The sequence below is a fragment of the Parabacteroides sp. AF39-10AC genome (assembly GCF_003635405.1).
GTDB classification, from domain to species: domain Bacteria; phylum Bacteroidota; class Bacteroidia; order Bacteroidales; family Tannerellaceae; genus Parabacteroides; species Parabacteroides distasonis.
In genome coordinates this window covers 65077-79539 of sequence record NZ_QTLP01000010.1, presented here as the reverse complement: position 1 = coordinate 79539, position 14463 = coordinate 65077, and the positions used below count along the sequence as shown (strand labels likewise).

General features: G+C 44.7%; 9 protein-coding genes, 1 tRNA gene and 1 riboswitch. Of the genes, 4 read left to right on the top strand and 6 right to left on the bottom strand.

The window, feature by feature from the left end:
- Positions 1 to 19 precede the first annotated feature (19 nt).
- From DW033_RS10925 to mutA, 4 genes are all read right to left on the bottom strand, one after another.
- The gene (locus DW033_RS10925; RefSeq protein WP_005867222.1) at positions 20 to 628 is read right to left on the bottom strand and encodes a porin family protein; all 609 of its coding nucleotides are present in this window, start codon (positions 626 to 628) and stop codon (positions 20 to 22) included.
- A gap of 291 nt (positions 629 to 919) precedes the next feature.
- Positions 920 to 1123, bottom strand: a riboswitch (cobalamin riboswitch).
- 19 nt (positions 1124 to 1142) lie between these two features.
- Entirely contained in the window at positions 1143 to 1997 is an 855-nt protein-coding gene (coaW, locus tag DW033_RS10920) for a type II pantothenate kinase (protein WP_005867220.1), read from the bottom strand.
- Positions 1998 to 2126: 129 nt separating this feature from the next.
- A complete protein-coding gene (gene scpA / locus DW033_RS10915; protein ID WP_005854126.1) occupies positions 2127 to 4274 on the bottom strand; it encodes a methylmalonyl-CoA mutase in 2148 nt (715 codons plus the stop codon).
- Positions 4275 to 4286: 12 nt separating this feature from the next.
- Positions 4287 to 6146 carry a methylmalonyl-CoA mutase small subunit gene (gene mutA / locus DW033_RS10910; RefSeq protein ID WP_005867218.1) on the bottom strand — a complete coding sequence of 620 codons (1860 nt, stop codon included), beginning with the start codon at positions 6144 to 6146 and terminating at the stop codon, positions 4287 to 4289.
- A gap of 271 nt (positions 6147 to 6417) precedes the next feature.
- On the opposite strand from mutA, the gene DW033_RS10905 reads away from it, so the two are divergent.
- The 4 genes from DW033_RS10905 to DW033_RS10890 all read left to right on the top strand — a co-directional run bounded on the left by DW033_RS10905 (position 6418) and on the right by DW033_RS10890 (position 9373).
- Positions 6418 to 6489, top strand: a tRNA-Glu gene (locus DW033_RS10905).
- A 94-nt stretch (positions 6490 to 6583) separates the two neighbouring features.
- Entirely contained in the window at positions 6584 to 8077 is a 1494-nt protein-coding gene (locus DW033_RS10900) for an NAD(P)-dependent oxidoreductase (RefSeq protein ID WP_005867216.1), read from the top strand.
- A gap of 126 nt (positions 8078 to 8203) precedes the next feature.
- A complete protein-coding gene (locus DW033_RS10895; RefSeq protein ID WP_005854120.1) occupies positions 8204 to 8419 on the top strand; it encodes a winged helix-turn-helix domain-containing protein in 216 nt (71 codons plus the stop codon).
- Between the two features lie 105 nt (positions 8420 to 8524).
- Positions 8525 to 9373, top strand: coding sequence for a sugar phosphate isomerase/epimerase (locus tag DW033_RS10890; RefSeq protein ID WP_122382746.1), 849 nt, complete (start codon positions 8525 to 8527; stop codon positions 9371 to 9373).
- Positions 9374 to 9457: 84 nt separating this feature from the next.
- On the opposite strand, the gene DW033_RS10885 is transcribed toward DW033_RS10890, so the two are convergent.
- Together DW033_RS10885 and DW033_RS10880 are read right to left on the bottom strand one after the other, a co-directional pair.
- Complete coding sequence (locus DW033_RS10885) at positions 9458 to 10663, bottom strand: ectonucleotide pyrophosphatase/phosphodiesterase (protein WP_122382745.1); 1206 nt, start codon at positions 10661 to 10663, stop codon at positions 9458 to 9460.
- A gap of 81 nt (positions 10664 to 10744) precedes the next feature.
- Positions 10745 to 14098, bottom strand: a complete 3354-nt coding sequence (locus DW033_RS10880) for a TonB-dependent receptor domain-containing protein (RefSeq protein WP_005867209.1) — start codon at positions 14096 to 14098, stop codon at positions 10745 to 10747.
- Positions 14099 to 14463 lie beyond the last annotated feature (365 nt).

Here is a 14463-nt window from a genome sequence, read left to right as displayed (position 1 = left end):
TCATTTTATTTTCACCTATTTAGAACAAGATCGCTGCCGTGATAGACCATCCACGGTTCTTTCCGGCACCGTCGGAGAGGTTCACCTTCTCAATACTATAGTTATCAGTCAGTCCCAGACCATAATTGAAACCCACCTGCAAGTGGCTGATCAGTTCCACGCCGGCACCGAAGTTAAGACCTGCGCTGAAATTCTTCGCCTTCACCTGATCCGCTACGGAACCCGGGATATCCCAAAACTTATCACCGCCTACACGGAAACCGATATACGGACCGGCTGCCAGATACGCCTTGACGATCGGTAAGCCGAATTTCCATTTCAAGTTGACCGGAACATCGATATAATCCGTCTTCATCGAAGTCTTCACCCCGCCAGCCGAGGTCGTTTCCAAACCCTTTTGCGAATACAACACTGCCGCATCGATCCCGACACCCACCAACGGTAAGGTCGTCTCGATCATCGGACCCACTTGGAAGCCGGTTACGTTATCCGCTTTCAACACGTCCGAGTTGAAATGAACAGACGATATATTCACACCTCCCTTGATACCGAATTTAAGCTGAGCGTTCGCCGGAAGCGCCATCAACGCTAGCAAGGCAACCATAACAAGTCCCACAATTTTCTTCATATTCATACTTCTTTTGTTAATTACTCGTTGCAAATAAACGCACTTTTCTAATAATAAACAAATATTCTCTATAGAGTGTTCACGGAATACCCCAGTCCTTTAAACGCAAAGAAAGCATGCATCTTACACACGGAGCTCATCCCGTCGGTCAGATTCATGCTTCTTTCCCTAATTATTATGGCAAAATAATTATCCGAAACCATGAGACGACTTGATAAGAAAACCTTGGATAAAGAATAGTAAAAACCGGATACGGTTCTTGCGTTCTCTTCCGGCCTTTCCTCGAAGCCGTCGAAAATATACACGCCTTGCAGGTCTTCTGACTTACTTCCGGTCTTAAGCGCCTTCCCATTCACTTGAATGAACAGTGGCAACAGTATTGCTCAACCCGTTTATGAAGCTTACAGCAGCGGGACTGTCCGGGATTCTCACCCGATTCCCTTTTAATCCCTATCCGGCGATTGCCGAAAGGGAACAAAGCATGTAGCAAAGATACATAAAGTTTTGATGTAGCCTAACACTTTCCACAAAAAATATCCTTATATTCCCGGTTCCTGATATAGCATAAAGCCGCCCCGATAGCCGTGCGATACTCGGCATACTCCGGTATCTTGAAATGGACATCGCACATCTCCTCCAGACGGGGGAAAATATCCGGGCATTGTGGCAAGCGAGTTAGGTTACCGATCAATACGATATTCTTGATATCGCCATTTAACGAGGCGAAAACAGCTCCTTGCCCGATGGTCTGCAAGACCATATGAACGATACCGAGAGCGATATCCTCAACCTTAGCGTTCGCGTCCACTTTTCCGAAAATAGAGGCTGTCACGTCCAGCGGCAGGCCGGGTAACGGATGCGGCGTAATATCCCGGATATGCAAGTCGATATCATTCAAGGAACCGTGCTCGGCCAAAGACGCTATTTGGTGAAAGTCATGCGTTTTCAATAATAGCTTAGACAAGCCGAGGATGGTTCCGCCACCGATACCCAATCCCCCGATATGCTCGATCGTGGAGCCTTGTACCTTGACAAAGGAGGTACCCGTTCCCATGCTGACCACCAATAGACTGTCCAGTCCCGTATTATATTGCGCCCCTAGCCCATTCGCAAGGAACTCATCCGTCTTCGCAGTTGGTAAGCCATATAAAGGTTGATCGATATAAGCACTACCTACACCTGTCAAGATCACTTTCTCTATATTCGAGAGCGAGATGTTATTATCATAAATATATTTACCGAAGGCCCCGAATAAAGAGGTTACCGGATCGGTAGCTTTCACGAACATCGGGTTCTTGATCTTCTTATCCTCCACGCCGACGATCTTGGTCGTGCTACCTCCCACATCTATACCTATAACGATTCCCATGATTCTTTCCCTTTTTAATTGAATAATCGCTACAAAAGTACATAAACCCGCATACAATACTAAAAAAGGCCGGACAAAATCAATTGTCCAGCCTCTCTTTATTTAAAAACCGTAAGGCCTAAACTCTATTTATTCGCCTAACAAGATCTCAAGGATCTGGCAAGCTGCCTTCGATACGGAAGTACCCGGGCCAAAGATAGCGGCAACGCCAGCCTTATACAAGAAATCATAGTCTTGAGCCGGGATTACACCTCCAGCAATAACGATGATGTCCTCGCGACCTAGTTTCTTCAACTCCTCGATAACCTGCGGAACCAACGTCTTATGACCAGCGGCCAAAGAAGAAACGCCCATTACGTGAACGTCGTTCTCCACAGCTTGACGGGCAGCCTCGGCCGGAGTCTGGAACAACGGTCCCATATCTACGTCGAAACCACAGTCCGCATAACCAGTAGCGACAACCTTAGCGCCACGGTCGTGTCCGTCCTGACCCATCTTAGCGATCATGATACGAGGCTGACGGCCTTCTTTCTTAGCGAATTGCTCGCAAAGCTCGCAAGCTTTCTGGAAGTCTGCGTCTTTCTTAGTTTCTGATGAATACACGCCTGAAATAGTTCTAATGATTGCTTTATAACGACCTACAACCACCTCGCAAGCATCGGAGATCTCTCCCAATGACGCACGCAAGCCGGCAGCCTTAACAGCCAACTCTAATAAGTTGCCCTTCTTCGTCTTCACGCACTCCGTGATATCAGCCAAAGCTTTTTGAACAGCGGCTTCGTCACGGTTAGCACGCAACTCCTTCAAAGCGGCGATCTGCTCGTTACGTACGGCTGTATTATCGATCTCTAGGATATCGATCGGATCTTCCTTCGGCAAACGATATTTGTTAACACCAACGATGGTCTGAACACCAGAGTCGATACGAGCCTGTGTACGAGCGGCAGCTTCCTCGATACGCATCTTAGGAAGACCTGTCTCGATGGCTTTCGCCATACCACCCATGCTCTCGATCTCTTGGATCAATGCCCAACCTTTATGTACCAACTCATTCGTCAAAGACTCTACATAGTAAGAACCAGCCCACGGGTCGATCTCCTTACAGATCTTAGTCTCTTCCTGAATGTAAATCTGTGTATTACGAGCGATACGAGCAGAGAAGTCGGTCGGCAAAGCGATCGCCTCATCCAATGCGTTCGTATGCAAAGATTGTGTATGTCCTAATGTAGCGGCCATAGCCTCGATACAAGTACGTCCTACGTTATTGAACGGATCTTGCTCGGTCAATGACCAACCGGAAGTCTGGCTATGTGTACGCAATGCCAATGATTTCGGGTTCTTAGCGCCGAAGCTCTTCACGATCTTCGCCCACAACATACGAGCCGCACGCATCTTGGCGATCTCCATGAAGTGATTTACACCGATAGCCCAGAAGAATGACAAACGGGGAGCGAACGCATCCACATCGATACCGGCGTTGATACCGGCACGAAGATATTCCATACCGTCGCACAACGTATAAGCCATCTCGATATCAGCCGTAGCACCAGCCTCCTGCATATGATAACCGGAGATAGAGATAGAGTTGAACTTCGGCATCTTCTGAGAGGTGTACTCGAAGATATCAGCGATAATCTTCATGGAGAACTCAGGCGGATAGATATAGGTATTACGTACCATGAACTCTTTCAAGATATCGTTCTGGATCGTACCGGCCATTTCCTCCAACTTAGCACCTTGCTCCAAACCTGCGTTGATATAGAATGCCAATACCGGAAGCACACCACCATTCATGGTCATGGAAACAGACATCTTGTTCAAAGGAATACCATCGAACAACACTTTCATGTTCTCCAAGGAACAGATAGATACACCCGCTTTACCTACATCACCAACCACACGTTCGTTGTCGGCATCGTAACCACGGTGAGTCGGAAGGTCGAACGCAACGGACAAACCTTTCTGACCGGAAGCCAAGTTACGGCGATAGAAAGCGTTAGACTCCTCAGCGGTAGAGAAACCTGCGTACTGACGGATTGTCCAAGGACGCATAGCGTACATACCGCTGTACGGGCCACGTAGATAAGGAGGCAAACCAGAAGCATAGTTCAAGTGCTCCATACCCTCCAAGTCTTCTTTTGTATATACAGGTTTCACCTCGATATGCTCGGGTGTTTTCCAATTGGGCTCGATACCATTGGCTTTTGCCCATTCGGCAGCGTTTGTAGCTGCGAATCCGGCATTCTTTATATCTATGTTTTTAAAATTTGGTCTCATAATTGTTTATACTTAAGCGATTCCTAATTTAGCGTTGAATGCTTTCAATGTCTCAAGCACATTGCTCTTTACATTTACGAACTGGTCGATACCTTGAGCCTTCAAGTCGTCCGCGCAAGCAGGAGCTCCGGCTACAACGAATTCGGCACGTCCGGCCAAAGCCTTGTAAGCGGCAGGAGCGAATTCAGCATACTCGTCATCACTAGAGCAAAGAACCACGATCTCGGCACCAGCCTTGACAGCAGCCTCAACACCAGCCTCAACCGTATCGAAGCCTAAGTTATCAATTATCTTATATCCGGCACAACCGAAGAAGTTAGCGGAGAACTGTGAACGAGCCAAACGCATCGCCAAGTTACCTATCGTCAACATAAATACCTTCGGAGTCTTGCCACTCTTCTCTGTCGTCATACGCAAAGCCTCGAATTCAGAAGCGCCGCGAGAGAAATCTAGAGCCGGGATCGTTGCCTCACCGCAATGACCACCGCCACAACAGCAAGAACCTTTTTCTTGAATCTTATCGGCAGCTACTTCCGTGAAGTTAGGATACTGGTTAGAACCCAACAATATCTCACGACGGGTAGCAACCGCTTTCTTACGAGCTACATTCGAAGCGTTAACGGCATTCTGGATCTCACCTGCGTTCACGGCAACGGAGAATCCTCCTTTTTCCTCAACCTCCAAGAACAACTTCCAAGCGACATCAGCCAAGGAATTCGTCAATACCTCTACATAATAAGAACCGGCAGACGGGTCAACGACCTTATCCAAGTGGCACTCTTCCTTCAATAATAATTGTTGGTTACGTGCGATACGCTCGGAGAAATCGTCTGGAGTCTGGTAAATCTTATCAAACGGGCGAACCGTGATAGAGTCTACGCCGGCAAGAGCGGCAGACATAGCCTCAGTTTGAGAACGAAGCAAGTTTACGTGAGCATCGTAAACCGTCATGTTCCACTCTGAAGTCTGTGCGTGAGCAACCATCTTGCAAGCGCATTCGCAGGCCGGCTTATAAGCGGCTACGATCTCGGCCCACAACCAACGAGCCGCACGGAACTTAGCGATTTCCATGAAGTAGTTAGAGCTGATACCTAAATTGAATTTGATTTTCTTGGCAACCTCGTCAGCGGTGAAACCAGCCTCGGTAAGTTTTGCCATCAATTCGTTACCCCAAGCCAAGGCGTAACCTAATTCCTGAGAAATGTAAGCGCCAGCATTGTTGAAAAGGAACGCATTTACAGCCAATACACGGTAGTTAGGCAAAGCCTGTCCAGCTTTGAGCACAGCTGCGGCACCTTCTACCCACTCACTGTTTTCTTTACCTTTTACTAAAGGTTTCTTGAAAGCGTCATAGTTTACAGAACCGTAGCACTTCTCTGCGTCGACACCCTTGCCTTTGAAGTAGTCAGCCAAGATACCGATCAACTTCTCCGCTTTGCAGTTGCAAGTGTTGAAGTTCAATTCTACGGAAGCCGGACAAATACCTTCTAATAAAGTAGCTATATTCTCCTCGTTCACCTCATCACCTTTGATGATGAACCCAAGAGAAGTAACACCTTTCGTCAAAAGGTCAAGTGCTTTCTCGTTAGCACCCTTGAAGCAGCAAACTTCAATGTTCTGGCGTACCTTCCAATCGTTGTCTTTCTTCGTTCCACGAACATAAGGGAATTCACCGGGAAGAGACTCTGTAGTCTTTAAACCCTCGATGTCTTCTGCACGATAGAAAGGATTTACATTAAATCCTTCGCCTGTCTTCCAAACAAGCTTTTTCTCAAACGGTACCCCTTTCAGGTCGGCCGTTATCTTCGCCATCCACTCTTCAGTAGACACAGGAGCGAATTCTGAGAAAAGTTTTTCTTTAAGTTCTGCCATAATATTAGTTGTTTATTAAACTGGTATTAGTAATGTTCAATACTATTTTGTTCAATTACAGATGGCAAAGGTAGAATAAATAAACAGTACCGACAATGAAAAAACAATGAAATCGCAACTACTTTTAACGCCTTTTAGTGGTATTCTCCCCGTTTTCTTGGCATTTTGATAAAAAACACACTTTTTCTTCAAAAAAACTCGGTTCAACTATTGCAGAATTAAAAAATATATCTACCTTTGCATCGTCAAACAAAAACAATGACACCTAAATGGTGGATTCGTCTAACGGTTAGGACACATGCCTCTCACGCATGTAATACGAGTTCGATTCTCGTATCCACTACAAAAGCTCTCAATCTATTGGTTGGGAGTTTTTTTTTATATACCTTCGCTACCCGATAGTATCCTAAGTCTTTTATTATACACTAAATTATATCATGAAAAGTAAAAAGACCGTCTTTCTGACCGGAGCCACCGGGACGATGGGGCATGCCGGATTGGTCGAGTTGTCCAAGCGGCTAGATCGTTTTAATATAACACTTTTGGCTCGTCCAAGCAAAATCAATAAAGAGAAATTAGCCGCATATGAGGCCATGGCAGGGATCCGTATCGTTTGGGGAGACTTGACAAATTATCAAGATGTCTTAAATGGAGTAATGGGGGCGGACTACGTATTGCATGTAGGTGGAATGGTTTCCCCGGCAGCGGATTATTTCCCTAAAAAAACCTTGAAAGTAAACACGACCGCCGCCCAATATATCGTGGATGCCGTAAAAGCACAACCGAACTCTGACCGGATCAAGGTAGTCTATATCGGCTCCGTGGCGCAAACCGGCCACCGTAACGCACCTGTTCATTGGGGACGTACGGGAGATCCGATCAATATAAGTGTCTATGATCATTATGCCATCTCAAAGACAATAGCCGAACGTATTTTCGTGGAGTCGGGTATTAAACATTGGGCGTGCCTTCGCCAAACCGGTATCTTATGCCCCGAATTATTATTCAAAGGTTCGGACCCAATCACATTCCACGTACCGCTAGACGGCGTGCTGGAATGGGCTACCGCCGAGGATTCCGGTCGCTTACTAGCGAATGTATGCGAGGAGGAGGTGCCGGATGAGTTTTGGAACCGTTTCTATAATATTAGTAGCGGCCCGTCTTTCCGCCTGACGAATTATGAGTTTGAGAGTAAATTGTTAAAAGCGATTGGCTGTCCCGCCCCAGAGAAAATATTCGAACCGAACTGGTTCGCTATCCGTAATTTCCACGGACAATGGTATACCGATTCAGATCTATTGGAAGGATATCTGCATTTCCGCAGTAACCAAACTTGCGACGATTATTTTAAATGGATGGCCAGCCAAGTCCCTTGGTATTTCCACCTAGCAAAGATCGTCCCTCCTATCTTCATAAAACTGGGTATGGGAGCCATCGCTAAAAAGCCGGGACTGGGAACTCGTAACTGGATCAAGAACAGACACCAAGATCGTATATCCGCATATTTTGGCTCGTATGAGGATTGGCAAGCAATCCCGGGTTGGGATAAGATCCGGACAGAACGCCCCTCCGAAACACCCGTCTTTCTGGATCATGGTTATGATGAAAGTAAGCCTAAATCGGAATGGGATATCGAGGATATGCGTAAAGCCGCAGAATTCAGGGGAGGAAAATGCTTGTCACCGGCCATGACAAAAGGAGATTTATCGACTCCACTCGATTGGGAGTGCCAATTCGGTCACCGTTTTAAGGCCTCTCCCACATTAGTATTATTAGGAGGCCATTGGTGCCCGGAATGTTTACCTCTCCCTTGGAATTACGACGAGATCGCTAAAGGAAATCCGTTCTTTGCCCAAGTATGGTATCCATTCCACGATAAAAAGGAACACAATGTATACGATGAATCCATATTCACTGACTTCAAGGAATAAAATTCAACGCATCAAGAGATTTTTGTTTTTTAGATTATTTATCTCAACGCAACATACTTTTACCGGATATTATCTGTTATAACAATATAAGCACTATATACCATAAACATAAAAACAGATTTTATCATGACAAAAGGATCGATCGGATTAAATGCAGGAGCTATCTGGAATTTGCTTTCAGATGGCCAACATTGGAGTTTTGAGGCGTTGAGAGCAAAATCCGCTCTAACAGATGCGGATCTATGGTCCGCTATCGGTTGGCTCGCTAGAGAAAATAAGATTGAAATTGATAATACCAGCAGCCACCCTATCTTCTGTCCGGGTACCAACTTTTATTTTTAAATGACATTTATGATATTTCATTGCGAAGGATTTCACTTTCTTCGCAATGAAATCTTCAAAAAAACACTTACTTTGTAACCCTAACGAAATAAAAACAATACGATTATGAATCCTACTTTCGGAGCTTCCATTCTTTCTTGGATACCACCTATGTGGACACCAGAAGCCGGTCTTTTCGCTATCCAGCAAGCATCTGCCGCCGGTTTTGATTTACTGGAAATTTTGTTGCCTCCTTCCATGGAGTTCGATGCTCCAATCGTAAAGCGACAATTGAAACAACACGGATTGAAGGCTACTTGTTCTCTCAATCTTCCCAAAGAAGCGCATATTCCTTTTTATCCCAAGAAAGCGACTTGTCTGATCAAGGAGGCGCTGGATAAAGCGAGCGAACTGGAGGTTGATTACTTGGGAGGTGTCTTACATTCCGGCATCGGGGTCTTTTCCGGCAAACAGCGAACACAAGAAGAAGAAAATACACTTTGTGAGGTATGGGCAGAGGTTGCCGAATACGCCGCACGATCTGGAATCACGATCGGCATCGAGCCGATCAATCGCTATGAAAGTTATATGTGTACCTCTGCGGAGGAAGTCCTGCGCTTTATCAAACGCGTAAACGCACCGAATTTGTCTTTGCATCTGGATACTTTCCATATGAATATAGAAGAGACGAGTTTTTATGAACCGGTTATTGCGGCTGGCAGCCGGCTTCGCCATATTCACATGACTGAAAGTGACCGGGGAATGCTGGGTGAGGGAAACGTACGCTGGGATGATTTGTTCCGGGGACTACAGGAAATCGATTTCAATGGTAATTTAGTTTTGGAGAATTTCTCCAATTCTGTTCCCGGTATGGCGGAAGCCGTATCTTTGTGGCGTCCGTCTAAATACAATGCCGATGCCTTAGCCAAAGGCAGTCTCGCCTTCATGCGTAAGATGACATGCGCACATCAATAAGGCATCAATTACTGCAACCGGCCTTGCAGTAGTACTGCAAGGCCCGTGCAGTAAATCTCCATTTAGAAAGTAGGCAAAGTCCTATCATTTAAATAACCGCTGAACGACAGCGCTATCCCCGTCATTCGGAGCAGGTTGTATATTCAATAAACGGGCAATCATCAAGTAAAGGTTCACGTTCGCCATTTGCGGGACCTCCGCATGTCTCTTGAACGAGGGACCTGCCGCATAGAATATGGCCTCCATCTCCGGCGTAAAATTATCGTAACCATGTGTCGCCGCATAACGGGGAGATGATTTCTCTCGGAATTCTACATACGTTCCAATATGTGGAGAAACAACTAAGTCACTAACTCGAGGATTCTTTCCGTAAACAAATTTCTCAGGAATCTCGTTTTTCTTCCATACGGTTATATTCGGCACTTTCTGTAAAATCGCATAGGCAGTATCCACATAGGTTTTCTTGGGATATAATAATGTAGGAACGCCATCAAAAACACAATCGAAACTATCCCGGGGTAGATAATCATTCAAGTTCACATATTTCTCGGGATAATAGGTGGCCATTCCATGATCCGAAAGAACGATAAAATCGATCTTATCGAAAATATCCAACTGACGGGCTTCCGTGAAGAAATGATTCAAGACTTTATCCAAGTTCTCCACCACATCCAAGGTCGCCGACGAATCCGGGGTAGCGGAATGACCTATCGCATCCGGTTCTTCCATATACCACATAATCAAATGAGGACGCACATCTTCCGGCAACTTCAGCCAAGATATCACGGAATCAGCACGATCTGAAAAAGGAACCGATTTATCAAACGGCTTCCATATTGAAGGCTGGCCACTCTCTAAAGGCACCTCACTACCTACCCAATAGAACGAGGCGGTACGAACCCCTTGGCGTTCCGCCGTATTCCAAATAGGTTCTCCACCATAAAATTGCGGATCAAGATTTCCCATCCGGTATGAGCTGTCAAGCTCCGCGTCATAAAAGAAATTATTTACCAAACCATGGTGATCCGGATGCAATCCGGTAGCCATGCTATAATGATTCGGGAAAGTCACGCTGGGATAACACGGGCGAAACGTGGAGCGAACCCCCACATTCGCCAAAGAATCCAACGTCGGAGTATGAGCACGTGACGGATAATCAGAGCGGAAACCGTCCATTGATAAAACTACGACATAACGATCCGATTGTTTTTTCGTTTGGCAACCGGTAAAAGCCAATGAACAAATACAAAAGAAACTAACGAGTAAGAACTCAATACGATTATTCCACATATCATTAAATTAAAAAAGAGGTCCACAAAGATAGTGAACCTCTTCTAATTATTAAATTTTATCTAATGAAAGATTTTTCTTTTAGAAGATATACTTGATACCGAATTGCATCTGCCAACGAGACACATCGTTCAAATTATCCTTGAAGGTTTCGTCCAAATCTTTCGCCATCGTATACTTCAACGTATAGTTGTTCGCCGCACTCGGGCCTTGTCCTTTCGGGATCGTCAAGAACTGATATTGCTGATTACCCAAAACGGTTGTTTGTACCACACCCCAATTACGATTCAACAAATTCAAGAAGTTAGCGATATTGAAACTAAAGCGCAAAGTATGTGAGCGACCATTCTTCTGGTAAATCTTTATATCATGAGAAACGCTCAAATCCAATTGATTCGCAAACGGAGCGACAGCACCGTTACGTTCGGCATACTCACCTCTATGTTTGCTCAAATAAGGATCTTGCTCGATAAAGGCATTCATCGCTTTCCATGCATCTTCTTGGCTATCGAAATCGCCCGGTAACAAATGATCTTTTACCTCGTCAAAATTCGCGGGGATATACATCAAGTCATTGGAGAACTGAGAATCGCCATTCGCGTCACCATTATAACAATAAGAATAACGGAACGGACGATAACGCTGATAAATCAAACCAAAACTTGTTGCCGCATATTTACTCCAGTTAGCCGTGTAAGAAGCGGACAATAACAAACGACCATCAAAAGAACCTGCCGTATAACCTACTTCTTCCGCATTTCCGTCCAAGGCCGCACGGTACTTCCAAGCGGAAGTCGCCACAGACGATGTTCCGTCTGTTACACCTCTAGACTGCCCGAAAGAGTAAGATCCATTCAAATACAATCCCTTCAGGATTCCATCAACAAAGTTTTTCTGCAACTGGAAGGTCGTATAAAGCGAATGTCCTTTGCTGGTATTACGCAGCATCACGACATGATTCGCAGCCTTTTGATTTCCTTCTCTATCGCTATAATAGCCATTATAATATGGACGTGCATTACCCGCTCCACCGTCATTTACAAATTGCTCGGTCCGATACAATCCGATATTGTCATGATAAATAGCGTTAATGTCTTTTGAATACAGCAACTCTACGGTAGCGACCCAACCATCACCAAACTTATAATCGGCAGCGATATTACTTTTCCATAAGCTCGGATATTTAAAGTCCGGATCCGTAATCGCTATATCCGAACGTGTAGCGCTACCTTCAGCCGGTTTATAAGTATCCATATTTCCGGTGAAACCTAGTGAAGGTCTGCCGTCGCTAATGATATTGTCATTTTTATCCTTTACCGCCCGAACATTTAGGTCACCAAACAGAACACCATTATTGCCGGCTTGATTACTGATCCATACATAAGGAGGAGTACCCGTGAAGAGTCCCGTACCACCACGTATCTGTAAGCTTCCATTCTCATCGTCAAACGGTTTGTAGTTAAAACCGAATCGAGGAGAAAACTGAGGTTTGGCGTTCGGATATTTAGAAACATCGATCTTGATGCCATCCCGATAGGTCTCGGCGGCGACTTTATCATTCGACTGCAAATCAGTCATAAAGAACGGAACATCGATACGTAAACCTAACGTCAAGTTCAATTTATCACTTACCGTCCACTTATCTTGGGCATACAAACCTAACTGGAATACATTTATCTCAGCGAATGGAAAATCATCCGTCATCGAATATCTTTGCGCATAGTATTGATACCCCGTAGAAGAAGAGTTCGTTATACCCGTCACATTGGAACCAAATCCAAAATCTTTCGGATTAAACTCACGGATATCAAATCCTTGTACACTTCCGTTATGAGCGGCCATGTATTGTTTTGTAGCCAATACGTTGAACTTGAAATCATCGACAGAATTAAACACCCAAGAACCCGGATAGTTTTGAGCGAAACCATTCTTAAAGGCACGATAGTCACTTTGCGTTCCAACCGTAATCTGATGTTTGCCAAAATTCATCAAGAAGTTATCCTGTATCTGCCAGATATCAGTGTTCAACTGGTTATTATAGGAGTTTGCCTCGGTTCCGAAAGTTGTATAAGCATTGTTACCACCATCCAAGATATCCACTTGCGGGAAGTAACCGCCATCCATATCGCGATAATCACGCAAACGGGAATAACCGATCTTCAAATAGTTAGACATACGGTCATTAATGGTCGTATTCAAGTCGGCCATCCAAATATTGAAGTTATTATTCGTCCGGTAGAAAGAAGAAGAGAACGGAATAGCGAACGCATTCGGTCCACGTCCGTTATTCGGCGCACCGGAAGTAGAAGGGTTATTCGTATTAAACGATTTCAAATAATAATATTTTAAGCTCAACACATTATTTGAGTTGATATTCCAGTCTAAACGAGCCGTGATTCGATCCGCTTGAGTATTTGTCTTATTCACGTCGAATTTACCCGGATTATACCCAAGCTCATCACCTAAGAAATCAGATAAACCCTGCAAGACTGTCGCATCCGCCGCAGAATTAGCGGTCGTATAAGAAATCGGTTCCTCCTGGCGATCCATCTCACCATTGATGAAGAAGAATAACTTATTCTTAATGATCGGACCGGATAAACTGATACCGTATTGGTGATTAGAGAACTCTGAAACACCAATCGTCTCATCCTTCACACGATATCCCATCATAGACGGACTCTTCGTGTACATATATACAGAAGCATGAAACTCATTCGAACCGGATTTCGTTACGGAGTTAATACCCGCACCCGTGAATCCTCCATTTCGAACATCAAAAGGAGCGATCATCACCTGTACCTGCTCGAGCGCCTCCAAAGAAATCGGTTCCGTACCGGAAGCTCCAAGAGCAGAAGCCAGACCAAACGAGTTATTAAAGGAGGCACCGTCCACCGTTACATTATTAAAACGGTAAGAGACACCGCCAAAATTCTTACCGCTACTCATCGGAGTTAATTTCACGAAATCGTCCAAAGAACGGTTAATCGTAGGCAGCTTATCCATCTTCTCACGAGTGATGATTTCCTGCGCACCTGTACGGCTTCCTGAAATAATGGGGTTCTTATCCGCAACCACGACTACCTCGTCGAGAGCTTGGGTATCTTCCCGCATTACTACATTCAGTTTCAGATCCTCACCCAAAACCAAGTTTATTCCTGTCCGGCTCTCCGTATTGTATCCAATATAAGAGAACTCTACCACATAAGGGCCTCCGATACGAAGGTTGTTAAAAGAATAAGAACCATTCGGCTGGGTAATCGTGTAGTATTCGGTACCCGTTGGCGTATGCGTAGCCTTGATATTCACTCCGATCATCGCTTCCGATGATGTATCCGTGACTTTACCACTCATACTCGCCGTCGTCACCTGAGCATGTATGGATATTCCCACGCACAACAAAAGTAACGTTAAAAGTAGATAAGTTTTCCTCATACAAGAAGTATTTATATTTAAAATAATTATAACATTTTTGTATATCGCCGCAAAGATAGGGATTAGATATCTCTTTTTGTCACAAACTATATATAATATTCATAGCATTAACATTCCTCACACAGATCTCCAGATTATTATTTTCAACCAATCACATCCATAATCCAACAATATGCAGGAAAAGCGTCTATAATTCTTTTAAATCACCGCCCAACAGGGAATGTTAGTTAAGAATCATCAAATTAAAAATTTCATAAAGAACCTTCTTGTTTTGCCAATACAAGCCATCCATCTCCGAATAAGGACATTACTCAATTCCGCCCCGTCACAGCAACTTCATGAATATGAAACAAGTATTAAATAAG